Origin of the sequence: Streptantibioticus rubrisoli (assembly GCF_024436055.1) — a bacterium.
GTDB lineage: Bacteria > Actinomycetota > Actinomycetes > Streptomycetales > Streptomycetaceae > Streptantibioticus_A > Streptantibioticus_A rubrisoli.
Genome location: NZ_JANFNH010000014.1, coordinates 97,892 through 124,604 on the forward strand (window position 1 = coordinate 97,892; position 26,713 = coordinate 124,604).

Consider the following 26,713-nt stretch of genomic DNA (forward strand, 5'->3'; position numbering starts at 1 on the left):
GTTCCCTCAGCTGTGCATGGCGGTGCGGATGCGGGTGGCCAGGCTCGCGGCGGAGCGCGCCAGGTCCTCCCAGTCGGTGCCGGGCCGCTCGGCCGAAGCCGCGGCCGGATCGGCTGCTTGCTGCCAGGCCCGGCGCGAGCGGTCCAGCCGCTCGAACAACTCGCCGTGCACTTCGGCGATCACCTCCGCGGTCTGCCGCTGGAACGCGGCGATGCTCTCGCCCACAACCCGTACCAGCACCGCGTGGACCTCACGGCGCTGCTCCTCGGTGGCGGAGCGGATGGACGCCTCGGCGATCAGGCCGCCGAGGATGCTGAAACCCGCGCCGTAGATCATGGGCATGGACGCCGAACGGGCGGCCGCGACCAGGTAGCCGACGATGGCCCCGCCCTGTGCTCCGAGCCTGTTCAGCAGCCGGGTCCGGCCCAGGTCGGAGATCTCGCCGGAGATCAACGGCTCCGCGGTCAGACGCAGCTCGCTGGGGGCGGAACCCGCCGGGGCGTCCGGCAGCAGCGCGGCGATCTCGCGGTCCAGCCAGCGGGCGTCGTCGGCCAGCGCGGGCAGCGCGATGGTGCGCTCGCACTCCCCGGCAATCAACGCCAGTTCGCGGCGCAGCCGGACGGGGAGGTCGCGTTGCCACCACAGGCGCGGGTCCTGGGCCCGTTCCAGTTCCCAGCGCAGCCGCTCGACGAGGTCGTCGCGACGTTTGTGGATCTCGTCCCGCGCCGTTGCGCCTACCGAGAGTTGACGATGGGTCAGGTCGATGCGGAGCTGTTCCCAGCGGCGTTCGCCGGCTTCGGCTGCCGACCGGGCGGCCGCCCGGCGCTCCTCGATCTCGGTCTCGGACAGCCGCCCGGCGGCAAGGGCGGTCGCTGCGAAGCGGCTCAACGCCGCGCATTGATCGGCGACTTGGGCGGCGATCCGCCGGTCCCGCCACAGGCCGCGCTGGTCGGTGGCCGCGAACTCCTCGACGGCCGCGCGCACCACGGACGGTCCGGCGGCTCCGGGGGCCGGTGCGGGCAGGACCCGGATGGCGGACAGATCGGCCAGCCGCTCCTGGATGTCGAGCATGGCCGCTTCGCGTTCGGCCGGTTCAAGCAGGTCGAGCATGGTGACCACGACCGCCGCGAAGACCACGTGCCGGCACAGCACCTCCCCTTCCAGCAGGTGGCGCTCGGTGACGCCCATCGGCGACAGCGCGGAGACCACGAACAGCGCCGCGTCGCTGCCAGCCAGAGCCTTCCTGACCTGTTCGAACTGTTCCGCGCTGCCGGAGTTGACTCCGGGGGTGTCCAGGAGTTCCGCGCCCAGCGACCGGAGCCACTCGCCGGCCGCCGTGAGGGTCACGACAGGAGCGCCGGGTGTGGGGGCGCCGGACCCGGCGGGGTCGGCCGTACCGGGCCGGTCGGTGGTCCCCGCGACGGTGTCCGGCTCGTCCGGAGCGAAGGCGAGACCGTGCCAGGCGTCCGGGGCGTCGGGCCGCCGGGTCTCGCGGCGGCCGTCCGGCCACTCCACGGTGAGCGCGTCCTCGGCACCGGCACGCACGGCGACCTGGGTCCGCGTGACCGGCAAAGGCCCGGTCGGCAGCAGGTCCCGGCCCAGCAGCGTGTTGAGCAGCGTGGACTTGCCCCGGTTGAACTCCCCGACGACCGCGATGCGGAAGGTCGGCCGACCGCGCCCGGCCGACAGCTCGTCGAGGACGGTGACCACCTCCTCCAACCCGGCCCGCTCGGCGAGCGCGCGCGCCTCGCGCAGCCACCCGGATGTCTCGGCGGTGACGTCCGGAACGTGGTCGACCAGGGGCACGGCGCAGGACCCTGCGGGGACGCCCGCGGCGGGCGGTATCGCCGCAGCGTCGGCTGCGGAGGCGTCTTCGCCCGGAACGGCGCCTGCCGGGTCGGGCGGGGGCGCGGCCGCGCCATGGCGCTCGGGGGGCGCGGCGGCGTCCGCGCGGTCCGATGCCACTGTTGGGGTGTCCTGTTCGGCGTCCACGGCTGTCACTCCTTTGCTGAAGCCGCGATGCGGCTGGTGTTGTGGCGCAGCGAGGCGACGTGGGTGCGGCGGCGGCGCGCCTCGACCGCGATCCGCTCGGTGTCGGCGATCTCCTCTGCGAGGGCGGCCTGCCGACGGGCGTTGGCGGCGTTGAGCCGGGCGATCTCCTCACTCCACTCCGTGAGGTACTGGGCGCGCAGCCCGGCAATGCTCTCGGCGAGTTCCGCGGCCACCTGGCCCACGGATTCGGTGACGGACGCGGCCACGGTCTGCCGGGCCTCGGCGACGATCGGCCGGGCCTGGGCGAGGAACTGCTCGCGCGCCGTGTCCGGGCCGCGCTTGCCGATGATCGCGCCCAGGACTCCGCCGACGAGCGTGCCGACCCCGGGCAGCACCATGCTGCCGGCCAGCGCTCCGGCCGCCGCCCCGCCGCCGGTGCGCCAGGTGTCGCTGGTGACCAGCCGCGCGCCCAGCTGGGCCAGCGCCTGGTCGGTGGTGGACAGGTCCGGGGCGGGCAGCGCCGCCGCGGACAGCACGGCGGGCGCCACGGTCCGCTGCTCGCCGGCCAGCCCGGCCAACGCGCTGTACTGCGAGCCGAATTCCCGTGCGAGCTCCTCCGCGCCAACGGTCAGCAGCCGGTCCGCACGGGCCGCGGCGCACTCCACGGTGCGCTCTGCCTCCCGGCGCAGCCGCTCGCGCACCATCCGGGAGACGGCGGTGGCGGCCTCGTTCGGCCGTGCGATCCGGTCACCGGCGACGGCGTCGGTGACCTCGCCTTCCAGCGAGGTGAGCGCGGCGTCGAGTTCGAGCAGCAGGGACGCCCGATCGAGGCCGCGGTCGGCACGTTGCAGCGCGCCTGCCGCCCACGCGTCGAGGAACGCGGGCAGGTCGGGCAGCGACAGGCGGCCCAACTCCTCTTGCACGGTGCCGAGTTGGGACCGCTGGTCGGCGGCCGTCTCCTCGACCGCGGCCAGCAGTGCGGACAGCAGCCCCAGAACGGTGGCCGCCACGGCGGACCGCCGCCGCTCGGCGGCCAGGCTGGCGATGCGCGCCTCCACCTCCAAGAACCGCTCCACGGCGGCGTCCGCGCCGGATGCGTTCCGCGCGGCGCCGCCCGCCCCGACGCGCGTGGCGGCGCCGACGGTCAGCGCGCCCAGCACGCGGCCCGGCGCGCAGGGCAGCACGACGGGATCGGCGACGCCGAGGCCGCGCAGCCGCTCCTCGACGAGCCCGAGGACCTCACCGAGCCCCTCGGCGTCCAACAGGTCCGTCTTGGTGAGGACGAAGGCACACCGGTCGAGGTGGTCGTGGAGCGGACCGACCAGGAAGTCGACGAGCGTCATCGACATCGCGGCCGGCGCGGGAACGACGACCAACGCCAGGTCGGCCTGCCCCACCGCGGCCTCGGCCAGTTCGCGGTGGCCGCGGTCCAGCACGGAGAACCCCGGGGTGTCGAGCAGCACGACGTCCTCACCCAGCAGCCGGGCGGGCTGCCACACCTCCAGCCGCAGCACCTCGTCGGCCAGAGAGGTCGTCAGCACCCTTCGCAGGACCTCCTCAAGGGTGGCCGAGACCCCGGGCGCGGACGGCCCGGCCCACTGGGCAAACGACCCCGAGCGCCAGGTGACCTCGTCCCGGTCGGCCAGGGTCACCACGATCTTCTCGGCGCCCTCGCCCCGGCGCAGCACCGTGGTGGTGCGTGTCGTCACGTCGTTCGACGACGGCAGCAGCCGACGCCGCAGGAACGCGTTCAGCAGCGTGCTCTTGCCGCTGGACGCTTCCCCGAACACTGCTATCCGCAGCTGCGGGTCGTCGCCCCGGGCCTGCACTGTGCGGAGCTGCTTCCCGAGCTCCGCCCTGCGTCCGGACGGCAGTCGACGGTCGCCGAGTACCGCGTCGATCCACTCCAGGTGCCCGGCGACCGCCGGTCCCCCCACATCCACCGCTCCGTGAGCTGTCACCCCGTCAGCGTAGGAAGGACCGGGCGTTCGGTATCTCATCAGATGATGGGATCCGCCTGCTTTTTTGTGATCCACTCGGATTTTGGTCAGCCCAGCCGCCGCCCACGCCGCCACCGCGATCGGCCAAGCCGCAACCTGCGCCATCACCACCACCCGCTAAGCCGTCGGAGGGAAACGCGGTACGAAACGGTCTTCATGGGCGTGGGCGGGGTGAGCGGTCGAGCTAACCATGGAAGTGGTGTTTGGTCCGGGGTGATCGCTACCGTTACGGGGTGCTCGGGTGGACGACATCGCTGCTGTGAGCTGTCCGTTTGACTTCCGGGAAGGGCTGGAGTTCGATCCACTGCTCCGGCGACTCATGTGCGCCGGTCCGGTCACCCGCATCCGCATGCCCTACGGTGACGCCGCCTGGCTGGTCACGGACTTCGAGGGCGTACGGCAGGTGACCACCGACCACAGGTTCAGCCGCGCCGCCATCATCGGTCGCGACTACCCCCGGATGACCCCGGAACCCATCGTCTCCCCGGAATCCATCAACGTGATGGACCCCCCGCACAGCAGCAGACTGCGCAGACTCGCCTCGCAGGCATTCAGCAAACCGCACGTGGGCCGGATGCGCCCCGCTGTGGAACGCATCGTGGACACGCTCCTGAACGAGATGATCGACCACGGTGCCCCGGCCGACCTGGTGCGACACCTTGCGGAACCGCTGCCGCAACGCACCATCTGCGAGTTGCTGTCCATCGCACCGGGCGACTGGCCCATGCTGCAGCACCACGTGCACGAGATGCTGTCCACCGGTCCCGACACCGGCCATGCCGCCGCCGAGGCCAAAACACACCTACGCTCCTACTTCGAGGAACTCACCGCACGCCGACGACGCGCTCCGGGTGACGACCTGATCGGCAACCTGGCCGCCGCCCGCGACGGTGACGACGCCTTTGACGACCGCGAACTGGCCGTGATGGCACTGACGTTGATGATGAGCGGCCATGACACCGCCACCTGCCAGCTCAGCAACATCGCCTACCTGCTGCTCACCGACCCCGACCGGTGGGCACTGCTACGCCGCCGCCCCGAACTGCTGCCCGGTGCGCTGGAGGAACTGCTGCGCTTCATCCCGTTCCGCACTGGAGTGGGAATTCCGCGCGTCGCCATACAGGATGTGGAGGTGTTCGGCGTCACCGTCCGAGCCGGTGACTTCGTGCACGTCTCCTATCTGACGGCCAACCGGGATCCGTCCCGGTTCCGCGATCCCGACGCCCTCGATCTGGAGCGTCCGCCGAGCCCCAACATGGCCTTCGGCTGGGGCGGCCACCACTGCATCGCCGTCCCCCTGGCCATGGCCGAACTGCAGGCCGCCATCGGCGCGTTGATCACCCGGTTTCCCCGGCTTCGGCTGGCCGTGCCACCCGAGGACCTCCAGTGGAACGCCGGAACCATCCGGCGCTTCCCCTGCCGACTGCCGGTGAGTTGGTAGACCGGGGGGCCGTGAGTGTGCCACGCGAGCGCTCGCCGAGGACGATTGCGGGTGACGAATGATCATCCACCACCTGTGCGGGCGGCACGTTGGTACTCGTGACGGGTTCCGTCGAGCCGGTCTCGTCGCTGGACCGCCAGGTTCGCTGTGATGTTGATCGGTTCGGGTAAGGGCTAAGCGGAGCGGCCTGCTTGAGTGTTCGGTGCGGTGGTCCGGGCCTTTTCGGCCCTGGCATGATCGGTGCATGGTCGAACGAGTCATCGCAGCTTGCGACGGAGCAGCCAAAGGCAACCCGGGGCCAGCAGCCTGGGCTTACGTGGTCGCGGACGCTGCCGGGGTGCCGCAGCGCTGGCAGGCCGGCGCACTTGGGCACAGCACCAACAACGTGGGTGAGCTGACGGCGTTGCGGCAGTTGCTGGCCGCGACGGATCCCGCCGTACCGCTGGAGGTCCGCCTCGACAGCACCTACACCCGTGACGCGGTGACGAAGTGGCTGGTGGCGTGGAAGCGCAACGGCTGGAAGACCGCCGCTGGCAAGCCGGTGGCCAACCGCGAGTTGATCCAGCGCATCGACGCGCTGCTGGAGGGACGGGACGTCACCTTCGTGTACGTTCCCGCCCACCGGGTGAACGGCGATCCGCTGAACGCCATCGCGGACAAGGCCGCCAGCGACGCCGCCCGCACCCAGGAGGCGGCGGGCGGGACCGCTGCCGACCTCCCCGTGCCCGAACCGGCTTCGAGCTCCGCATCGCGTGGCGGCCGCCCCGCCGCCGGGTCCGCGGCGAAGCGGAGCTCCTCGGGCGGTTCGCGGACCCTGTCCGCGCGCTACGCCGGGACGTGCCCGTGCGCTCGCCCCTACGCCAAGGGCGACAAGATCACCAAGGTGGGCAACAGCTGGGGACACCCGCAGTGCGCGGGCGCCCACGCCTGAACGCGGCCGGGCGGGGAGTGCTCCCGGCCGCGCGGCGCACCATTGGTCGTACGGCCACCGCGACGCCAAGCGCCCGGCGGCCGGGAGGTGTTGTCAGCTCTGTCCGGGGGCGGGCACCAGCTCCTCGGGTGCCGTACCACCGCGCGGTGCCGACGTGCTGGCGGTGTGACGGTGGGTCAGATACAGTCCGGCGCCCACGGCGAGGATGACGGCGGTGAAGACGACGGCACCCCACTGGAAGTACCAGTGGTCGTTTCCGTAGACCTCCTTGCGCGGCCAGGCGAGGTTGACGGTCATGGCGGCCCCGTAGAGCACGGCGAAGACGTTGACCGGGGTGCCCCAGCGGCCCAGGTTGAAGTACGGGCCGTGGTCCGGGCGCGGCCACTGACCGCGCAGGCGGCGCAGCAGCATCGGGCCGGTGACCATCAGGTACGGGATGTAGAAGAGGATGATGGCGACCGAGGTGAGGATGTAGAACACCCGCTGGTTGCCGATGTTGACCAGGAGCAGGGCGATGGTCAGCACGCCGGTGAGGACAGCGGGCACGACGGGTGTCCGGGAGCGCGGGGAGACCCTGGCGATGGCCTTTCCGAAGGGCAGCCGGTCGTCGCGGGCCATCGCGAAGATCAGCCGGATGGCGGCGGTCTGCACGGCCAGGCAGCAGACCGTGATGGCGATCGCCGAGCAGATGAGGAAGACGTTGCCGAGGCCGTTGCCGAGGGTGGACTTGATCAGGTAGGGCATGCCGAGGGTGCCGAGTTCCTTGGCGCTGATGTTGCCGACCGCCATCATGCCGATCAGCATCAGCAATCCGCCCGCGAGGAACGCGGCCGTCAGTGCCCGCAGGATCGCCTTCGGCGCGTGCCGCCGGGGCTCCCTGGTCTCCTCGGCGAGCGAGCCCGCGGTGTCGAAGCCGTAGAAGACGTAGGCGCTCATGATGGAGGCGATCAGGAACGCGCCGAGGTAGCCCAGGGACTGGCCCGCGCCGGTGCCCTGGGTATGGGTGACCACCTGCGGGCCGCGCTTGATGTGGATGGCCAGCAGGACGATGAGCAGCGTCACCCCGATGAGCTCAACCGCGACGCCGAAGTTGTTGATCTTCGCCATCAGCCGTACGCCGACGATGTTGACGACGGTGGTGAAGACCACCAGGCCGAGGGCGAGCAGGATGGCGTTCTTGGCGCCGTTGGGGGTGGTGGTCAGCCCGGCGTCCGCGGAACCGCCCACGATCTGGAAGGCAAGCGACACCTGGGGGAGGATGACCTGGTAGGCGACGGCCACGGCGGCGGCGGTGACCACGGCGCCGATCGCCATGATCCAGCCCGCGAACCAGGAAGTGGCGGGCCGGGCGATGTTCTTCGACCACTGGTAGACGCCGCCCGCGAGCGGGAACTGTCCGGCCATCTCGGCGAAGCACAGTGCGACGGCGCCCTGGCCGATGAAGACCAGCGGCCAGGTCCAGATGAAGGCGGGACCGCCGGAGGCGAAGCCGAAGCCGAAGAGCTGGAAGACCCCGGTCATGATCGAGATGTAACTGAAGCCCGCGGCGAAGCTGGAGAAGGAGCCGAGGGAGCGCTCCAGCTCCTGGCGGTAGCCGAAGCGCGCGAGGTCGCCGCTGTCGTCGCCTGGCGGCCCTTCGGCGGACACGGTGGCTGCACTGGCGGTGGTCGGTCCGGTGTTTCCTGGGTTGCTCATGGCGGCTCCAGGGCAGGGAACGAGTGATGTACGGGGTGGGCGGGGGCGTCGATCGTGCGGGCTGCCGGGCGTGCGGCGCATCACCTTCTGCCAGGCGGAGGCCGCCATGCCTCCTTGCGGTGGCGGCCGTCTCGGGCGTGGTTGCGCTATTCGAAACGTTTTCCTTCATGGCCAACGAATGCCGACCAGCATGGGAGCCGCTCGTGACGCCGTCAAGGCTTCGGTGGCGATCCGGTGCCCGGTGGGAGATTCCGTTGGCTTGGCCGTTTCCCGGCTCTTGACCGCCGACCCGGCACACCCTGATGCTCCCTGTTGCGGGACTTGAGATGTGTACCGCGATCTGCAACAGCACACACGGCGCATCGCCGTGATTCGTTAGGGACGAGGAGTAGCCATGGCTCACCAGGTCCGTGCCGTCGTCGCCCGGGAGAAATCCGCCCCCGTCTCGCTGGAAACGATCGTGGTGCCCGACCCTGGACCGGGTGAGGCGCTGGTCGACGTGGCGGCGTGCGGTGTCTGCCACACCGATCTGCACTACCGGGAAGGCGGCATCAACGACGAATTCCCCTTCCTCCTGGGGCACGAGGCGGCGGGCCGGGTCGAGGCCGTCGGCGACGGCGTCACCGCCGTCGCGCCTGGCGACTTCGTGGTCCTCAACTGGCGGGCGGTGTGCGGCCAGTGCCGGGCCTGCCGCCGGGGCAAGCCGTGGTACTGCTTCGCCACCCACAACGCGGTCCAGCGCATGACGCTGCTCGACGGCACACCGCTGTCTCCCGCGCTGGGCATCGGCGCCTTCGCGGAGAAGACCCTGGTCGCCGCGGGCCAGTGCACCAAGGTCGACCCGGCGGCTCCGGCCGCCGCGGCGGGGCTGCTCGGCTGCGGGGTCATGGCCGGATTCGGCGCCGCCGTGCACACCGGCGGCGTCGCTCGCGGCGACTCGGTGGCCGTCATCGGATGCGGCGGTGTGGGCATGGCGGCCATCGCCGGGGCGCGGCTGGCCGGTGCCACCACGATCATCGCCGTCGACCTCGACCGGCGGAAGCTGGAGCGGGCCCAGGGCATGGGTGCCACCCACACCGTCGACGCCTCCGCGTCCGATGTCGTGGAAGAGGTGCGCCGGTTGACGGGCGGGTTCGGCGCGGATGTGGTCGTGGACGCCGTCGGCCGCCCGGAGACCTTCCGGCAGGCGTTCTATGCCCGCGACCTGGCGGGTACGGCCGTACTCGTGGGCGTCCCCACCCCCGAGATGAACCTGGAGCTGCCGCTGCTCGACGTCTTCGGGCGCGGAGGTGCGGTGAAGTCCAGTTGGTATGGAGACTGCCTGCCGTCCCGCGACTTCCCGGCACTGGTCGACCTCTATCTGCAAGGACGCCTCGATCTCGACGCCTTCGTCTCCGAGAAGATCGGTCTGGAGGACGTGGAGCGGGCCTTCGACACCATGCGCCAGGGCGATGTGTTGCGCTCGGTGGTGGTGCTGTGATGGCCGGTGCGCCGCGCGTCGAACACCTCGTGACCAGTGGGACCTTCAGCCTGGACGGCGGCACGTGGGAGGTGGAGAACAACGTGTGGCTGATCGGTGACGACGACGAGGTCCTGGTCATCGACGCCGCACACGACGCCGAGGCGGTGCTGGCCGCCGTGGGCGACCGCCAGCTCACCGCCGTCGTGTGCACCCACGCCCACAACGACCATGTGAATGCCGCCGCCGACGTGGCGGACCGCTCGGGCGCCCCCATCCTCCTCCACCCCGAAGACGAGGTGCTGTGGAAGATGACGTACCCGCACCGGCGCCCGGACGGGGAGTTGGCCGACGGTGGCCTCCTCGATGTGGCGGGGGTGCGCCTGCTGGTGATGCACACCCCCGGCCACGCGCCGGGTGCCGTGTGCCTGTATGCGCCCAATCTGGGGGCCTTGTTCAGCGGCGACACCCTCTTCGCCGACGGGCCCGGGGCGACCGGGCGGTCGTTCAGCGACTTCGGCACGATCATCGCCTCGATCCGGGACCGGCTGCTGACCCTGCCCGGCTACACGACGGTGCACCCCGGCCACGGTGCGTCGACCACCATCGCGGCGGAGGCTCCGCACCTGCCCGAATGGGTCGCCCGCGGCTGGTAGTACGGCGGGTTCAACTCCCGTTGTCCGCAAGGCGCGACACCCTCGGCGGGGCGGACTCGGCGCCCTCCGCGGGAGGGGTCCGCCACTGTTTTTCGGGTGGTCTCGCCCCCCGATCGCGACGGTCTCGGCACGCCTTGCGGGCGGGGCCGCGGCGCCCGTCGCGACATGCTCAACGCCCCTGTCGTACCGGGGGTGAACGCCCCCTCGCGGCGGCTCGAATCGCACCTTGACAGCGTCCAGGGCCGCCCCCACACTGACGACGTTGCGTAAATCGCAATTCGTTTCGCTATACGCACCGAGGTGTCATGATGATTCCCGTGTGCCGCCTCGCGGATCTGCCGCGAGGCGAGGCCTACCGGCTCGAAACCGACCCCCCCGTCGCGGTGTTCCACACCGATGATGGCGAGGTCCTCGCCATCGACGACACCTGCACCCACCAGGACGCTTCGCTCGCGGACGGCTGGGTGGAAGGGTGCGAGGTCGAATGCCCGCTGCACGCCTCCAAGTTCAATCTGCGGACGGGCGCCGTCGACGCCCCGCCCGCGCGGCTACCGGTGCGCACGCACCAGGTCGTCCTGGAAGACGGCGTGATCTACCTGCTGTTGTCCGACGCTCCGCCCAATCTGCCGCCGTGCGCGGTGGCCCGTGCGGGCGGAGGCTTCGCGTGAAGGCCGTGGCCGTGGTCGGCGCATCCCTCGCCGGGCTGTCGGCCGCCCGCTCGCTGCGTCAACTCGGCTACGACGGAAGACTGTTGATCATCGGGGCCGAACCGCATCGCCCCTACGACCGGCCGCCGCTGTCGAAGGAGTTCCTCGCCGGAGACATCGACGAGGCCGCTCTCACCCTTGAGGCCGATGGCGAGGACCTCGGTGCCGAGTGGCTGCTCGGCACGGCGGCCGTCGGCCTGGACCGCCGGGAGCGCACGATACGGCTCGGGGACGGCCGCACCGTCCGGACCGACGGCGTGGTGCTCGCCACCGGGGCCGGGGCACGCACCCTGCCGGAATGCGAGAGCCTGGCAGGGGTGCATGTGCTGCGCACCCTGGAGGACGCCCGCGCCCTGCGTGAAGACCTCGCGCGGGGCGGCAGGTTGGTGGTCATCGGCGGCGGTTTCATCGGCGCGGAGGTCGCCGCCACGGCGCACGGTCTCGGACTTGAGGTGACGGTGGTCGAGGCGGCGCCGACACCGCTCGCCGGGCCGCTCGGGCAGACCATGGGCCAGGTGGTCTGCGAACTCCACGCGGACCATGGTGTGCGGCTGCTGTGCGGGGTCGGCGTCCAGGGGATCAGCGGCGGACGGCGAGTGGACGAGGTGCTGCTCGCGGACGGCCGCCGGCTCCCCGCGGACACGGTGGTCGTCGGGGTGGGTGCGCGGCCGTGCGTCGAGTGGCTGGCCGGATCCGGTGTGGCGCTGCGCGACGGCGTGGAGTGCGACGCCTACGGCGCCACGAGCGTGCCCGGGGTCGTCGCGGTCGGTGACTGCGCGGCCTGGTACGACCCGACGGCCGGGTGCCATCGGCGAGTTGAGCACTGGACCGGCGCACGGGAGCGGCCCGCGGTGGCCGTGACCACCTTGCTCCACGGGGGAGCGGCCGCACCGCAGCTCCCCAAGCCGCCGTACTTCTGGTCGGACCAGTACGGTCTGCGGATCCAGTTCGCCGGGCACGCCGCCGGGGCCGAAAGCGTCACCGTGGAGGAAGGGGCGGTTGCCGACCGCAGCTTCCTCGCGGTCTACCGGCGGGCGGGACGACCGGTGGCCGTACTCGCACTGAACCAGACCCGGCTGTTCACCCGATGGCGTCGGCGACTTGCCACCGCCTTGCCGGCCGCCTGCTCCTCGTAACGCCCGTACGCGGGCCACCCGCGGGCACCCGGGGCGCGGCGGCACACCGGGTGCCGTACGCCCACGGAGGGATGACCGCACGCGGGGCAGCGAACCCCCGCGGGGTGGCGCCCGCACGCGAGGCAACGCACATACGTGAGCGAGCGCTCACCACAGCACGGTCCGGTTCCCGCTCGTCCACCGGCGAGTGACGCCCCTGATCCACGACGTCTCCCGCGAGGAGTGCACTGTGCCCACGACCAGCCTGCCCGAAAGCCTGATCGCCACCCTGCCCGGCGGCTACTACACCTCGCCCGAGACCTTCGCGGCGGAACAGGAGCACATCTTCGAGTCGATGTGGTTCTGTGCGGCCCGTTCCTCGGACCTCGGCAAGCCGGGCGCTTACCGGACCGTGACCGTGGGGCGGGAGAGCGTGCTGCTGACCCGCGCACGGGACAACTCGGTGCGTGCGTTCTTCAACGTGTGCCGCCACCGGGGAGCCCGGCTGTGCACCCAGGAGTCCGGGGAGGTCAGCCGGGCCTTCCAGTGCCCGTACCACGCGTGGACCTACGACCTGCAGGGCAAGTTGGTCGCGGCGCCCAACCTGACCAAGATGCCGGACATCGACCGCACCGCGTACGGTCTGGCCAAGGTGGCCGTGACCGAGTGGCTGGGCTATGTCTGGATCTGCCTGGCCGACGACCCGCCGTCCTTCGAGGAGCAGGTCGTCGGCGAGATCGTGGCACGCCTCGGCGACGTCGGGGCGATCGAGCGGTACGCCGTCGCCGACCTCGCCGTGGGCAGGCGGATCGTCTACGACGTGCGGGCGAACTGGAAGCTCATCGTCGAGAACTTCATGGAGTGCTACCACTGCGCCACGATCCACCCCGAACTCACCGACGTGCTACCGGAGTTCGCGAACGGCTACGCGGCCCAGTACTTCGTCGGACACGGCGCCGAGTTCGGCGCGGACGTGAAGGGCTTCACCGTCGACGGCTCCGACGGACTCGACCGCATCCCCACGGTCGCCGAGGACCAGGACCGCCGGTACTACGCCATCACCGTCAAGCCGCAGGTCTTCGTCAACCTGGTGCCCGACCACGTCATCTTCCACCGTATGTATCCGCTGGCCGTCGACCGCACGGTCGTCGAGTGCGACTGGCTCTACCTCAAGGAGGTGGTGGACGCCGGCCGGGACCTGAGCCGCTCGGTGGAACTCTTCGACCGGGTCAACCGGCAGGACTTCGCCGCGTGCGAGCGCTGCCAGCCCGCGATGAGTTCGCGCCTGTACGCGGGCGGCGGCGTGCTGGTGCCGAGCGAACACCACATCGGAGCGTTCCATGACTGGGTGCACGACCGGCTCGCCGACCGGCTGCCCCGGTAGCCCCGGTGGCGCCGGTTGCCGGGGCTCAGCCCAGGTAGCCCAGCCGGTGACTGATCTCGTCGGCTCCGCTGACGAGGATCGGCGCGAGCTCGCGCATGCGCTCCTCGGTGAACCGGTAGCCGGGCCCCGAGGCGCTGACCGCGGCGACCACCTTGCCGTCCCGGCCCCTGACCGGCGCGGCCATGGCGTTGAGGCCGATCTCGAACTCCCCCTGCGTCATGGAGTATCCGCGCTCGCGGACCTCGGCCAGGTCCTTCTCCAGCCGGGTCTTGGAGGTCAGCGTGTCGGGCGTCAGCTTCTCCAGCCCCGCCGCGGCCAGCAGCTCCGCGCGGCGCTTCGCCGGGAGCTGCGCCAGCAGGACCTTGCCGCTGGAGGTGGCGTGCAGCGGGGTCAGCTGGCCGACCCAGTTGTGTGCGGTGACCGCTCCCGGTCCGCGCACCTGGTAGAGGTTGATCGCGTAGTGCGACTCCAGCACCGCGATGTTGACCGTCTCGCCCAGTTCCTCGGCGAGCCGCTCGCAGACCGGGCGGCTGTGCTGGGTGATGTCCGTCCGGTCGGTGACCGCACCGGCCAGGCGCACGATGCCGAAGCCGAGCCGGTACTTGCCGCGTTCCCCCGCCTGCTCGACCAGCCCGCGCGCCTCCAGTGCTCCGAGCAGGCGGAACGCCGTGGACTTGTGGACGTCGATCTCCGCCGCCACCTCACTGACGCCCGCCTCACCGCGCTGGGCGAGGATCTCCAGCACGCTGACGGCACGGTCGACCGACTGGACACCGCCAGCCGCCTGACCCGCGGAATCCGCGACTGCACTGTGGTTGCTCATAGCGAAACTATAAGCGGTCTCAACAACAGCGCGTGGCAAGGATGCATCAGGGAGTATCCCCGGGACCATCGACCAAGGTTGCGCGTGCTGCAACCTGGTGCGCAAGGCGCTACTCGCACTAGCATGCCCGCGAATCGACGAAACGACTGAGACGAGGCAGCCATGGCCCTCCAGAGTTACGACTTCGTCATCGTCGGCGGCGGATCGGCCGGCAGCGCGCTCGCCAATCGGCTCTCCGCGGATCCGGGCAACCGCGTGCTCGTGCTGGAAGCCGGCAGGTCCGACTACCCCTGGGATGTGTTCATCCACATGCCCGCGGCGCTGACCTTCCCGATCGGCAGCCGCTTCTACGACTGGAAGTACGAGTCCGAGCCCGAGCCGCACATGGGTGGCCGCCGCATCTACCACGCCCGGGGCAAGGTGCTGGGCGGGTCGAGCAGCATCAACGGGATGATCTTCCAGCGCGGCAACCCCATGGACTACGAGCGCTGGGGCGCCGACCCGGGCATGCAGACCTGGGACTACGCGCACTGCCTGCCGTACTTCAGGCGGATGGAGAACTGCCTCGCGGCCGAGCAGGGCGATCAGTTCCGCGGCCACACCGGACCGCTGGTGCTGGAGCGCGGCCCGGCCGTCAACCCGCTGTTCACCGCCTTCCTCGACGCCGTGCAGGAGGCGGGGTTCCCGCTCACCGACGACGTCAACGGCTACCGGCAGGAAGGCTTCGCCGCGTTCGACCGCAACGTGCACCGGGGACGGCGGCTGTCCGCGGCCCGCGCCTATCTGCACCCGGTGATGAACCGCCCCAACCTGGAGGTCAGGACCCGGGCGCTGGTGACCCGCGTGCTGTTCGAGGGCAACCGCGCGGTGGGCGTGGAGTACCGGCGCGGTCGCGGCGCACCCCGGCAGGTGCGGGCCGGCGAGGTGATCCTGAGCGGCGGCGCGATCAACTCCCCACAACTGCTGCAGCTCTCCGGCGTCGGCAACGCCGACGAACTGCGCCCGCTGGGAGTTGAGGTCGTCCACCACCTGCCCGGGGTCGGCGAGAACCTCCAGGATCATCTGGAGGTGTATGTGCAGTACGGCTGCAAGCAGCCGGTATCGATGCAGCCCTACCTGAAGTGGCGGTACCGGCCCTGGATCGGCTTCCAGTGGCTGTTCCTGCGCAAGGGGCCGGGGGCGACCAACCACTTCGAGGCCGGAGGGTTCGCGCGCAGCAACGAGGACGTGGACTACCCCAACCTGATGTTCCACTTCCTGCCCATCGCGGTGCGTTACGACGGCTCCGCGCCCGCCGGCGGCCATGGCTACCAGGTGCACATCGGCCCGATGTACTCCGATGCCAGGGGCTCGGTGAAGATCAGGAGCAGGGATCCGCGCGACAAGCCCGCCCTGCGCTTCAACTACCTGTCCACCGATCAGGACCGCCGCGAGTGGGTCGAGGCGATCCGCACCGCGCGCGACATCCTGGGCCAGCCCGCGCTCGACCCCTACAACGCCGGGGAGATCTCACCCGGGCCCGGGGTGAACACCGACGAGGAGATTCTGGACTGGGTGCGCAGGGAGGGGGAGACCGCGCTGCATCCCTCGTGCACCTGCAAGATGGGCACCGACGAGATGTCGGTGGTCGACCCGCGGAGCATGCGGGTCCACGGACTCGACGGTCTGCGCGTGGTCGACGCCTCGGTGATGCCGTACATCACCAACGGCAACATCTACGCCCCGGTGATGATGACGGCGGAGAAGTCGGCCGACCTCATCCTGGGCAACCAGCCGCTGCCGCCCGCCGAGGAGGAGTTCTACCGCCACCGCCACGCCACTCAGGAGCAGGACGCGTGACCCTCTACATCGACGGCGAGTGGCGGGACGCCGCGGCGGGCGGCACGCGGGAGATCCGCTGTCCCGCCGACGGCGCGCTCGTGGCGACCGTGGCCGAGGGGACTTCGGCCGACACCGAGGCCGCGATCGCCGCCGCCCGCCGGGCCTTCGACGAAGGCCCCTGGCCGCGCACCCCGGAACGCGAACGCGGTGCGCTGCTGCTGCGCACCGCGGAGGTGATCGAGCGCGACGCCGAGGAGTTCGCCCGCGCCGAATCGCTTGACACCGGCAAGCGCCTGGTGGAGAGCGAGTACGACATCGCCGACATCGCGGCGTGCTTGCGCTACTTCGGCGGGATCGCCGGAACCAGCGCCGGCCGGGTCGTCGACACCGGGCGCCCGGACGCCATCAGCCGGGTGGTGTACGAGCCGGTCGGGGTCTGCGGACTGATCACGCCGTGGAACTACCCGCTGCTGCAAGCCTCGTGGAAGGTGGCCCCGGCCCTGCTCGCGGGCAACACCTTCGTGCTGAAGCCCAGCGAGCTGACCCCGTCCACCGCGATGCTGCTGATGAGTGCGCTGGCGGAGGCGGGACTGCCGCCCGGGGTGGCGAACCTCGTGCTCGGCACCGGCCCGCGGGTGGGCGCGCCGCTCGCGGAGCATCCTGCCGTCGACATGGTCTCGTTCACCGGCGGACTGGCGACCGGCAGACGGATCATGGCGGCGGCCTCCGCCACCGTGAAGAAGGTCGCCCTCGAACTCGGCGGCAAGAACCCCAACGTGGTCTTCGCCGACGCGGACTTCGAGGCGGCGGTGGACTTCGCGCTCACGGCCGTCTTCCTGCACTCAGGGCAGGTCTGCTCGGCCGGTGCGCGGCTGGTCGTCGAGGACGCCGTGCACGACGCCTTCGTGGACGAGGTGGTCCGCAGAGCCCGGCGCATACGGCTGGGCGGCCCGTTCGAACCCGAGGCGGACACCGGCCCGTTGATCTCCGCCGAGCACCGCTCGAAGGTCGAGCACTACGTGGCGACCGCCGTGGCGGAGGGCGCCGTGCTGCGCTGCGGCGGACGGCGCCCCGACGACCCGGCCCTCGAACGGGGCTTCTACTACCCGCCGACGGTGCTGGACGAATGCCACCAGGGCATGGGGGCGGTGCACGAGGAGTCGTTCGGCCCGGTGCTCACCGTCGAGCGGTTCCACGACGAGGACGACGCGGTGCGGATAGCCAACGACACCAGGTACGGGCTGGCAGGCGCGGTGTGGACGCAGGACGCGGGCAAGGCTCAGCGGGTGGCAGGCCGACTGCGGCACGGCACGGTGTGGATCAACGACTACCACCCTTACGTTCCGCAGGCGGAGTGGGGCGGCTTCGGCCACTCGGGAGTCGGCCGCGAACTCGGCCCCACCGGCCTGGAGGAGTACCGCGAGGCCAAACACATCTGGCAGAACGTCGCTCCCCGCCCCCAACACTGGTTCCGCGCCTGACCCGCGGTGAGCCGTGCGCCCCTGGACCGGCGCACGGCCTCCCCGCCCCTTGCGTGCGCGGGGAGTCGGCAGCGGCTGCCCGCGCGACCACTGACGGCGCCCCGCCGCCGTGGCGAGCATCCCTACCGGGTGACCGGCGAGTCCCGGCCACGCTCGTCGGGGCACTTCCAGCGAAGCGTTCAGCGGACCGGCGGCGGACCAAGTCCTGCGGCCGGGCCGCAAGACCGGCCCGTGCGGCCGGGACACACCCCTTGACACCAACTTTCGGCACCCTGCACTGTGAGTTGCGTAACCCGAACTGCGTTGCGCTAAGAGCAACTGGAGGTTTGGCGATGGCGGGACCGCGAGTGGTCATCATCGGAGCGGGCGTCGTCGGAGCGGCGCTCGCCGACGAACTGTCGTCCCGGGGATGGACCGAGGTGACGGTCGTCGACCAGGGCCCGCTGCCCGCCACCGGCGGGTCGTCGTCCCACGCCCCGGGCCTGGTCTTCCAGACGAACCCTTCGAAGACGATGACCGAGATGGCCCGCTACACGGTCGAGAAGTTCGCGACCCTCGAAGTCGACGGGCAGCCGTGCTTCCTCCAGGTCGGCGGGCTGGAGATCGCCACCACCCCGGAGCGCCTGGCCGAGTTGCACCGCCGGCACGGCTGGGTCACCGCCTGGGGCGTCGAAGCGCGGCTGGTGGACCCCGACGAGTGCGTCGCGCTCCACCCGCTCCTGGACCGCGAACGGGTGCTCGGCGGACTGCTGGTGCCCACCGACGGCCTGGCCAAGGCGGTACTGGCGGTCGAAGCGCAGATCCGGGCGGCCCGGGACCGGGGCGTACGGTTCCTCGCCCGCCACGAGGTGCTCGACATCCGCACCGACGGCGGGCACGTCACCGCGGTCGTCACCGACAAGGGCGAGATCCCCGCGGACACCGTCGTGTGCTGCGCTGGCATCTGGGGCCCCAAGCTCGCCCGTATGGTCGGGATGAACCTGCCGTTGACCCCCCTCGCCCACCAACTCGCCTGGACCGGCCCGGTCCCGGCACTCGCCGGCCAGGCCCAGGAGGCCGTCCGCCCGATCCTGCGCCACCAGGACGCGGACCTGTACTACCGCGACCGCTTCGACCGGCTCGGCATCGGCTACTACGGCCACCGCCCGATGCCGGTCGCCCCCGAGGACATCGCGTCCGTCGGCGACGCCGAAGTCATGCCGTCCGTCCTCCGGTTCACCGAGGACGACTTCGCCGAGGCATGGGCCGAGACCCGGTCCCTGCTGCCCGCGACGCGCGAAGCCAAGGTGGAGGAGGGCATCAACGGACTGTTCTCGTTCACCACCGACGGGATGCCGCTGCTGGGCGAATCCCCCGAGGTCAAGGGCTTCTGGGTGGCCGAGGCGGTGTGGGTCACCCACTCCGCGGGCGTCGGGAGGGCCATGGCGGAGTGGATGGTCGACGGCCACTGCTCCTCGTTCGACCTGCACGAGTGCGACGTCAACCGCTTCGAGCCGCACCAACTCGCCCCCGACTACGTGCTCACCCGCGGCTGTCAGAACTTCGTCGAGGTCTACGACATCATCCACCCCCTGCAACCGGCCGGTGCGCCAAGGCCGTTGCGCACCACTCCGTTCCACCCCCGGCAGCGGGAGCTCGGCGCGGTCTTCCTGGAGGCTGCCGGCTGGGAGCGCCCGCAGTGGTACGCCGCCAACGAGTCACTGCCCGCGGTGGGCGCGGTGCCCGCGCCCAACGACTGGGCCGCCCGCTACTGGTCACCGGTGGTCGGCGCCGAGGCCCGGGCCACCCGCGAGAGCGTCGCCGTGTACGACATGTCGTCGCTCAAGCGGCTGGAGGTGACCGGCCGCGGAGCCGTCGCCTTCCTCGACCGGCTCACCACCGGCACCATGGACAAGTCGCCGGGTTCGGTGACCTACACGCTGCTGCTCGACGAGGACGGCGGCATCCGCGGTGATGTGACCGTGGCCCGGCTCGGACCCGAGCGCTTCCAGGTCGGGGCCAACGGCAACCTGGACCTCGACTGGCTCACCCGCCACCTGCCCGGTGACGGTTCCGTCGGCGTCCGCGACATCACCGCCGGAACCTGCTGCATCGGCCTGTGGGGGCCGAAGGCCCGCGAGGTGCTCCAGCCGCTGGCGGACCGGGACTTCTCCAACGAGGCCCTGCGCTACTTCCGGTGCCAAAGCGCCCACATCGGTTCCGTCCCGGTCACCGCGATGCGGCTGAGCTACGTGGGCGAACTCGGCTGGGAGCTGTACACCGGCGCCGACCTGGGCCTGAAGCTGTGGGACACGCTGTTCGAGGCGGTACGGGCCCACGGCGGCATCGCGGCCGGGCGCGGCGCCTTCAACAGCCTGCGGCTGGAGAAGGGCTACCGCTCGTTCGGCACCGACATGACCTTCGAGCACGATCCTTACGAGGCCGGACTGGGGTTCGCCGTGAAGGCGGACAAGGACGGGTTCATCGGCCGAGCCGCCCTGGACCGCCGCCGGGCCGAGGTGCGCCGCCGCCTCACCTGCCTGACCATCGACGACCCCGGCGCGGTGGTGATGGGCAAGGAGCCGGTGTACGACGGCCGTGCCTGCGTCGGCTACGTCACCAGCGCCGCCTACGGCTACACGATCGGCAAGGGCATCGCCTACGCGTGGCTGCCCGCCGAACTGGCCGCCACCGGGCGCTCGTTGGACATCGGCTACTTCGACCGGCGGGTTCCCGCGGTCGTCGCCGAGGAGCCGCTGTTCGACCCCTCGATGAGCCGTCTGCGCGGCTGAAGCAACCGCACACCCAGGGCCCACGAAGGGAAGAACGTGAGCGCACACATCCTCGACGCGCCGCTCGCCGAGCTGGACCCGCAGGTCCACTCGGCGGTCCGCGCGGAGCTCGTCCGCCAGCAGTCCACCCTGGAGATGATCGCCTCGGAGAACTTCGCTCCGGTCGCGGTGATGGAGGCCCAGGGCTCGGTCCTGACCAACAAGTACGCCGAGGGCTATCCCGGCCGCCGCTACTACGGCGGCTGCGAACACGTCGACACCACCGAGCGGTTGGCGATCGAACGGGCCAAGTCGCTGTTCGGCGCGGGCTACGCCAACGTGCAGCCGCATTCGGGCGCCCAGGCCAACACCGCGGCGTTCTTCGCCCTGCTGGAACCGGGTGACACCATCCTCGGTCTGGATCTCGCGCACGGCGGGCATCTGACCCACGGGATGCGGATCAACTACTCGGGACGGATGTTCAACGTGGTGCCGTACCACGTACGCGAGTCCGACTGCCTGGTCGACATGGACGAGGTGGAGCGGCTGGCCAAGGAGCACCGCCCCAAGCTGATCATCGCGGGCTGGTCGGCGTACCCGCGGCAGCTGGACTTCGCCGCCTTCCGGCGGATCGCCGACGAGGTGGGCGCCTACCTCATGGTCGACATGGCCCACTTCGCAGGTCTGGTGGCGGCGGGTCTGCACCCCAATCCGGTGCCGTACGCGCATGTGACCACCACGACGACGCACAAGACGCTGGGCGGCCCGCGCGGCGGAGTGGTGCTCACCGACGACGCCGATCTCGCCAAGAAGATCAACTCGGCTGTGTTCCCCGGTATGCAGGGCGGGCCGCTGGAACACGTCATCGCGGCGAAGGCGGTGGCGTTCAGGCTGGCCGCCACCGAAGAGTTCCGCGAGCGACAGCGGCGGACCCTCAAGGGCGCGCGGATCCTCGCCAGAAGACTGCTCGCCGACGACGCCGGTGAGGCGGGGGTACGCGTGCTGACCGGATCCACCGAGGTCCATCTGGTCCTGGTAGACCTTCGGCGCAGCGAACTCGACGGCAAGCAGGCCGAGGACCGGCTGCACGAGGTCGGCATCACGGTCAACCGCAACGCGGTGCCCTTCGACCCGCGGCCGCCCATGGTCACCTCCGGTCTGCGCATCGGCACTCCGGCCCTGGCCGCTCGCGGCTTCGGCGACGAGGAGTTCACCGAGGTCGCCGGGGTGATCGCCGAGACCTTGCGGCCGACCCCGGACATGACCGCGCTGCGTGCCAGGGTGGCCGCGCTCGCCGCCCGGCATCCGCTCTATCCGCACCTGTCAGGAGCCGCGCGATGAGCCCCCGCACCCCCGGTGCCGATCTGCCGGAGCATCCCGACCGGCTGTGGCGCAGTCCCGAGCCCAAGCGCTCCTACGACGTGGTGATCGTGGGCGGCGGCGGACACGGCCTGGCCACCGCTCACTACCTCGCCCGCAACCACGGCATCACCGATGTGGCCGTGCTGGAACGCGGTTGGCTCGCGGGCGGCAACATGGCCCGCAACACCACCATCATCCGCTCCAACTACCTGTGGGACGCCAGCGCCGGGATCTACGAGCACGCGCTCAAGCTGTGGGAGGGACTGGAGGACGAACTGGACTATCCGCTGCTGTTCTCCCAGCGCGGAGTGCTCAACCTCGCCCACAGCCTCCAGGACGTCCGGGACAGCGTGCGCCGGGTGGAGGCCAACCGGCTCAACGGCGTCGACGCCCAGTGGCTCGACCCCGACGAGGTCAAGCGGGTCTGCCCGATCGTCAACACTTCGCCGGACACCCGCTATCCGGTGTTGGGTGCCACCTACCAGCCGCGCGCGGGCATCGCCAAGCACGACCACGTCGCCTGGGGCCTGGCCCGCTCGGCGGACGAGGCCGGGATCGACCTCATCCAGAACTGCGAGGTCACCGGAATCGACGTCAGCGACGGCCGGGTGACCGGTGTGCGGACCTCGCTGGGGCCGATCGCGGCGGGGAAGGTGGCGCTCTGCGCGGCCGGCCACTCCTCGGTGTTGGCCGCGATGGCCGGGTTCGAACTCCCCTTGCAGAGCCACCCGTTGCAGGCGCTGGTCTCCGAACTGCTGGAGCCGGTGCATCCCACCGTCGTCATGTCGAACGCGGTGCACGTCTACGTGAGCCAGGCCCACAAGGGCGAGTTGGTCATGGGGGCTGGCATCGACACCTACAACTCCTACACCCAGCGCGGGGCGTTCCACATCATCGAACGCCAGATGGCCGCGGCACTGGAACTGTTCCCGGTCTTCGCCCGTGCGCATGTGCTGCGCACCTGGGGCGGGATCGTGGACGTCACCCCGGACGCCTCCGCGATCGTCGGTCTGACACCGGTGGACCAGCTGTACCTCAACTGCGGTTGGGGGACCGGCGGTTTCAAGGCCACGCCCGGTGTCGGCTGGGTGTACGCGCACACCATCGCCCATGACGAGCCCCACCCGCTGGCCAGGCCCTTTAGTCTCGACCGCTTCACCACCGGCGCGCTCGTCGACGAGCACGGCGCGGCCGCGGTGGCCCACTGAGGAGCCCGACGATGCTGCTCATCCCATGCCCCTGGTGCGGGCCTCGCGACGAGGCCGAGTTCCACTACGGCGGTCAGGCCCATGTGCCCTACCCTGACGACCCCGCCGCCCTCACCGACGAGCAGTGGGCGCGCTACCTGTTCTTCCGCGACAATCCCAAGGGCCCGCACGCCGAGCGCTGGAGCCATGCGGCGGGCTGCCGCCGCTGGTTCAACGCCGTACGGGACACGGCGACGAACGAGCTACTCGCCGTGTACCGCGTCGGTGAGGCACGACCCGACCACGGACCCGGGGCCGCGCCGCGGTCCGCGGCACCGCGGCGCGGCGCGCGGGACGATTCCCTCGGCCGCGCGCCCGAGGGAACGGTTGGCGCCGCCCGCGCGGCGGTGGGCGACCCGGCCGCTGACCGAAGGACCGCCGTCGTGGAGCCGGTCGAGCGGCCCGCGGTCCGCCAGCCCTTCCGGTTGCCCACCGGCGGCCGGATCCACCGGGACCAACCGTTGCGCTTCCGCTTCGACGGAGTGGAGTACCAGGGCTACCGCGGTGACACCCTCGCCTCCGCCCTGCTCGCCAACGGCGTCCACCAACTCGCCAGCAGCGTCAGGCTCGGCCGCCCGCGCGGCATCTTCTCGGCGGGCAGCGAGGAACCGACCGCCGTCGTCCAGATCGAGGAGCCGTTTCCCGAGCCGATGCTTCCGGCGACGACCGTGGAACTCCACGACGGGCTGGTGGCCCGCAGCCTGCCCGGCCAGGGACGGCTCGCCGGCGAACCCGACCCGGCACGCTACGACGCCATGCACACGCACTGCGATGTGCTGGTCGTCGGAGCCGGGCCGGCGGGCCTCGCGGCGGCGGCGTCCGCCGCGCGCGGCGGGGCGCGGGTGGTACTCGCCGACGAGCGGCCGGAGTTGGGCGGCAGCCTCCTGGGCTCGGCCCAACTGCTCGACTGGGCCGCCGACATCGGCGCCGAACTGGCGGCACGGGACGAGGTGCGGGTGCTGCGCCGTACGACGGTCTTCGGCTACTACGACGACAACCATCTGCTGGCCGTCGAGCGCCGCACCAACCACCTCGGCGACGCGGCCCCCGCGCACATCTCCCGCGAGCGGGTGTGGCGGATCAGAGCACGCCAGGTGGTCCTGGCGACCGGTGCGCATGAGCGCTCCATCGCCTTCGCGGACAACGACCGTCCAGGAATCATGCTGGCGGACGCCGCCCGCACCCACCTCAACCGCCACGCGGTGCTGCCCGGCCGCCGGGCGGTCGTGTTCACCACCGGGGACAGCGCCTACGCCGCCGCGCTCGACCTCGCCGCGGCGGGCGTGCACATCGCGGCGATCGCCGATGCCCGCCCCGCACCCGGCGGTGCGGCGGAACGTGCCGCACGCGCCGGAATCGAGGTGCTCACCGGGCACGCCGTGACCGGCACCGCGGGCGAGGGGCGGGTGTCGTCGGTGACCGTACGGGCGCTGCGCGACGGTCAACCCACCGGCCCCGACCGGGAGTTCGCCGCTGATCTGCTGCTGGTCTCCGGTGGTTGGAACCCCGCGGTGCACCTGTTCAGCCAGGCGGGCGGACGGCTGCGCTACGACACCGCGATCGGCGCGTTCACACCGGACGTCTGCCGGCAGGCGGTGCGGGTCGCCGGTGCCGCCCGGGGGGTGTTCGACCTGACCGGATGCCTCGCCGACGGTGCCGAGGCGGGAAAGGGGGCGGCTGAGGAGGAGGGCTACGCGGTCGCCGAGCCGCTGCCCCTGCCGTCCGTGCCGGAAGCCGACGAACCTGTCGCCCCCGCCCAGCCCCTGTGGCTGGTGCCGGGCCGCAACGGTTCCGCCACGCACTTCGTGGACCTCCAGCGCGATGTCACCGTCGCCGACCTCACACGGGCGACCGGTGCGGGCCTGACATCCGTGGAGCACCTCAAGCGCTACACGACCGCGGGCACCGCGCACGACCAGGGCAAGACGTCAGGCGTGCTGACCAGCGGTGTCGTCGCCCATCTGCTCGGCGTCGACATGGGCGCGCTGGGCACCACGACGTACCGCGCCCCCTACACCCCCGTCGGCTTCGCGACACTCGCCGGTCGCGACCGCGGAGCGCTGCACGATCCGGTACGGGTGACCGCACTGCACGACTGGCATGTACGGCGCGGGGCGGTGTTCGAGAACGTCGGGCAGTGGAAGCGCCCCTGGTACTACCCATCGGGCGAGGAGGACATGGCGGCCGCGGTGGCGCGTGAATGCCGGGCGGCCCGCGAGGGCGTGGCGTTCATGGACGCCTCCACCCTCGGCAAGATCGACGTCCAGGGACCGGACGCGGGCGTCTTCCTCGACCGGCTCTACACCAACATGATGAGTACGCTGAAGGTCGGCATGATCCGCTACGGCGTGATGTGCCGCGCCGACGGCATGGTCTTCGACGACGGGACCGTCATCCGGCTCGCCAACGACCGCTTCCTGGTCACCACCACAACGGGCAACGCCGCGGCGGTACTCGACTGGATGGAGGAGTGGTCGCAGACCGAGTGGCCGGAACTGCGGGTGCGCTGCACCTCGGTCACCGAGCAGTGGGCCACGGTGGCCCTGGTCGGCCCGCGCTCGCGCGAGGTGCTGTCCGAACTCGCACCCCAACTGGCCGTGAGCGCGGCCGACTTCCCGTTCATGTCCTGGCGCGACACCCAGGTCGCAGGCATCCCCGCCCGGGTGTGCCGGATCAGCTTCTCCGGCGAACTGGCCTACGAGATCAACGTGTCACCCTGGCACGCACAGGCGCTGTGGGAGGCACTGAGCGCGACGGGCGAACCGCTCGGCATCACCCCGTACGGCACCGAGACCATGCATGTGCTGCGCGCTGAGAAGGGCTACCCGATCGTCGGCCAGGACACCGACGGCACGGTGACCCCGCAGGATATGGGCATGGACTGGGTGGTGTCGAAGAAGAAGTCCGACTTCGTCGGCAAGCGCAGTCACTCCCGGGTGGACACCGCGCGCACCGACCGCAAGCACCTGGTCGGCCTGCTGCCGGAGGACCCGAGCGTACTGCTGCCGGAGGGCGGCCAGTTGGTCGAGCGGGACCGGCTTCCCGAGCCGCCGGTTCCGATGCTCGGCCACGTCACCTCCAGCTACCGCAGCGCCACGCTCGGCCGGACCTTCGCGCTCGCCCTGGTGCGCGGCGGACGCCAGCGCGTCGGGCAGCGCCTGTACGTCCCCGTGGGGGAGGAACTGGTCCCGGTGACCGTCGCCAACCCTGTTTTCTACGACCCGGAGGGGGCCCGCCGTGATGGCAGCTGACACCGTGACCCGCCGCAGCCCGCTGGCCCACCTGGCCGGGCGCCTGGCGAGGGCCACCCGCCAGTCCGGCGGGGCGCTGCGCCTGGCCGAACTGCCGTACCTCGCGCAGATCAACGTCCGGCTCGACCCCAAGGGCCCCGCGGCGGAGGCCGTCCGGCTCGCGCTGGGCCTGCCGCTGCCGACGGAGCCCGGCACCTGCGTCCGCGGCGGAGGCCGCACCGTGCTGTGGCTGGGACCCGACGAGTGGCTGGTCGTCGGCCCGGACGGGACCGCGGGCGACCTGGAGGCCCGGCTGCGCGCGGCCATCGGGGACGAGCCGGGAGCGGTCACCGACGTCTCGGCCCAGCGCACCACACTGCTGGTGTCCGGCCCCGCGGCCCGCGACCTGCTGGCGCACGGCTGCTCCCTCGATCTGCACCCCCGCGCCTTCGGGCCGGGCCGGTGCGCGCAGAGCACACTGGCCCGTGCCCAGGTGGTGCTGGTCGCCCGGGACCAACCGCGGTCCGGGTTCTGGGTGCTGGTGCGCTCGTCGTTCGCCGACTACCTGGCGGAATGGCTGCTGGACGCGGCGACGGAGCACGTCACGGTGCCCGAGTAG

The 26,713-nt window shown here is 71.4% G+C and carries 18 protein-coding genes; 14 read left to right on the plus strand and 4 right to left on the minus strand.

Features of this window, described 5'->3' with window-relative positions; all coding sequences use genetic code 11:
• Positions 1-6: 6 nt before the first annotated feature.
• A complete protein-coding gene (locus NON19_RS15235; RefSeq protein WP_255928334.1) occupies positions 7-1,992 on the minus strand; it encodes a dynamin family protein in 1,986 nt (661 codons plus the stop codon).
• 5 nt (positions 1,993-1,997) lie between these two features.
• Positions 1,998-3,953 carry a dynamin family protein gene (locus tag NON19_RS15240; protein ID WP_255928336.1) on the minus strand — a complete coding sequence of 652 codons (1,956 nt, stop codon included), beginning with the start codon at positions 3,951-3,953 and terminating at the stop codon, positions 1,998-2,000.
• Positions 3,954-4,311: 358 nt separating this feature from the next.
• Between NON19_RS15240 and NON19_RS15245 the strand changes: the two genes are divergently transcribed.
• Both NON19_RS15245 and NON19_RS15250 read left to right on the plus strand, forming a co-directional pair.
• Entirely contained in the window at positions 4,312-5,433 is a 1,122-nt protein-coding gene (locus NON19_RS15245; protein ID WP_255928388.1) for a cytochrome P450, read from the plus strand.
• Positions 5,434-5,677: 244 nt separating this feature from the next.
• Complete coding sequence (locus tag NON19_RS15250) at positions 5,678-6,364, plus strand: ribonuclease H family protein (protein ID WP_255928338.1); 687 nt, start codon at positions 5,678-5,680, stop codon at positions 6,362-6,364.
• Between the two features lie 93 nt (positions 6,365-6,457).
• Here NON19_RS15250 and NON19_RS15255 read toward each other — a convergent pair whose 3' ends face one another.
• On the minus strand, positions 6,458-8,059 hold the full coding sequence (locus tag NON19_RS15255; RefSeq protein ID WP_255928340.1) for an amino acid permease: 1,602 nt from the start codon (positions 8,057-8,059) through the stop codon (positions 6,458-6,460).
• A gap of 394 nt (positions 8,060-8,453) precedes the next feature.
• Between NON19_RS15255 and NON19_RS15260 the strand changes: the two genes are divergently transcribed.
• From NON19_RS15260 to NON19_RS15280, 5 genes are all read left to right on the plus strand, one after another.
• Complete coding sequence (locus NON19_RS15260) at positions 8,454-9,539, plus strand: S-(hydroxymethyl)mycothiol dehydrogenase (RefSeq protein WP_255928342.1); 1,086 nt, start codon at positions 8,454-8,456, stop codon at positions 9,537-9,539.
• Entirely contained in the window at positions 9,539-10,174 is a 636-nt protein-coding gene (locus NON19_RS15265; protein WP_255928344.1) for an MBL fold metallo-hydrolase, read from the plus strand. The genes NON19_RS15260 and NON19_RS15265 overlap by 1 nt, the downstream gene beginning before the upstream one ends.
• A gap of 305 nt (positions 10,175-10,479) precedes the next feature.
• Complete coding sequence (locus NON19_RS15270) at positions 10,480-10,842, plus strand: bifunctional 3-phenylpropionate/cinnamic acid dioxygenase ferredoxin subunit (RefSeq protein WP_255928346.1); 363 nt, start codon at positions 10,480-10,482, stop codon at positions 10,840-10,842.
• Positions 10,839-12,017 (plus strand): NAD(P)/FAD-dependent oxidoreductase, encoded by a 1,179-nt coding sequence (locus NON19_RS15275; RefSeq protein ID WP_255928348.1) that lies wholly within the window; start codon positions 10,839-10,841, stop codon positions 12,015-12,017. The genes NON19_RS15270 and NON19_RS15275 overlap by 4 nt, the downstream gene beginning before the upstream one ends.
• 229 nt (positions 12,018-12,246) lie before the next feature.
• Positions 12,247-13,380: an aromatic ring-hydroxylating oxygenase subunit alpha gene (locus NON19_RS15280; RefSeq protein WP_255928350.1), complete on the plus strand. Its 1,134-nt coding sequence runs from the start codon at positions 12,247-12,249 to the stop codon at positions 13,378-13,380.
• 25 nt (positions 13,381-13,405) lie between these two features.
• Here the strand turns inward: NON19_RS15280 and NON19_RS15285 are convergent, their stop codons facing one another.
• Positions 13,406-14,203, minus strand: a complete 798-nt coding sequence (locus tag NON19_RS15285) for an IclR family transcriptional regulator (RefSeq protein ID WP_255928352.1) — start codon at positions 14,201-14,203, stop codon at positions 13,406-13,408.
• Positions 14,204-14,365: 162 nt separating this feature from the next.
• Here NON19_RS15285 and betA point away from each other — a divergent pair, with 162 nt between their 5' ends.
• The 7 genes from betA to NON19_RS15320 all read left to right on the plus strand — a co-directional run bounded on the left by betA (position 14,366) and on the right by NON19_RS15320 (position 26,713).
• The gene (betA, locus tag NON19_RS15290) at positions 14,366-16,042 is read left to right on the plus strand and encodes a choline dehydrogenase (RefSeq protein ID WP_255928354.1); all 1,677 of its coding nucleotides are present in this window, start codon (positions 14,366-14,368) and stop codon (positions 16,040-16,042) included.
• Entirely contained in the window at positions 16,039-17,505 is a 1,467-nt protein-coding gene (locus NON19_RS15295) for an aldehyde dehydrogenase family protein (protein ID WP_255928356.1), read from the plus strand. Before betA ends, NON19_RS15295 begins: the two co-directional genes overlap by 4 nt.
• 332 nt (positions 17,506-17,837) lie before the next feature.
• Entirely contained in the window at positions 17,838-20,276 is a 2,439-nt protein-coding gene (locus tag NON19_RS15300; protein WP_255928358.1) for a GcvT family protein, read from the plus strand.
• Positions 20,277-20,312: 36 nt separating this feature from the next.
• Positions 20,313-21,596 carry a serine hydroxymethyltransferase gene (gene glyA, locus NON19_RS15305; RefSeq protein ID WP_255928360.1) on the plus strand — a complete coding sequence of 428 codons (1,284 nt, stop codon included), beginning with the start codon at positions 20,313-20,315 and terminating at the stop codon, positions 21,594-21,596.
• Complete coding sequence (locus NON19_RS15310; protein WP_255928362.1) at positions 21,593-22,825, plus strand: sarcosine oxidase subunit beta family protein; 1,233 nt, start codon at positions 21,593-21,595, stop codon at positions 22,823-22,825. Before glyA ends, NON19_RS15310 begins: the two co-directional genes overlap by 4 nt.
• 11 nt (positions 22,826-22,836) lie before the next feature.
• Complete coding sequence (locus NON19_RS15315; RefSeq protein ID WP_255928364.1) at positions 22,837-26,115, plus strand: sarcosine oxidase subunit delta family protein; 3,279 nt, start codon at positions 22,837-22,839, stop codon at positions 26,113-26,115.
• The gene (locus NON19_RS15320) at positions 26,105-26,713 is read left to right on the plus strand and encodes a sarcosine oxidase subunit gamma (protein WP_255928366.1); all 609 of its coding nucleotides are present in this window, start codon (positions 26,105-26,107) and stop codon (positions 26,711-26,713) included. Before NON19_RS15315 ends, NON19_RS15320 begins: the two co-directional genes overlap by 11 nt.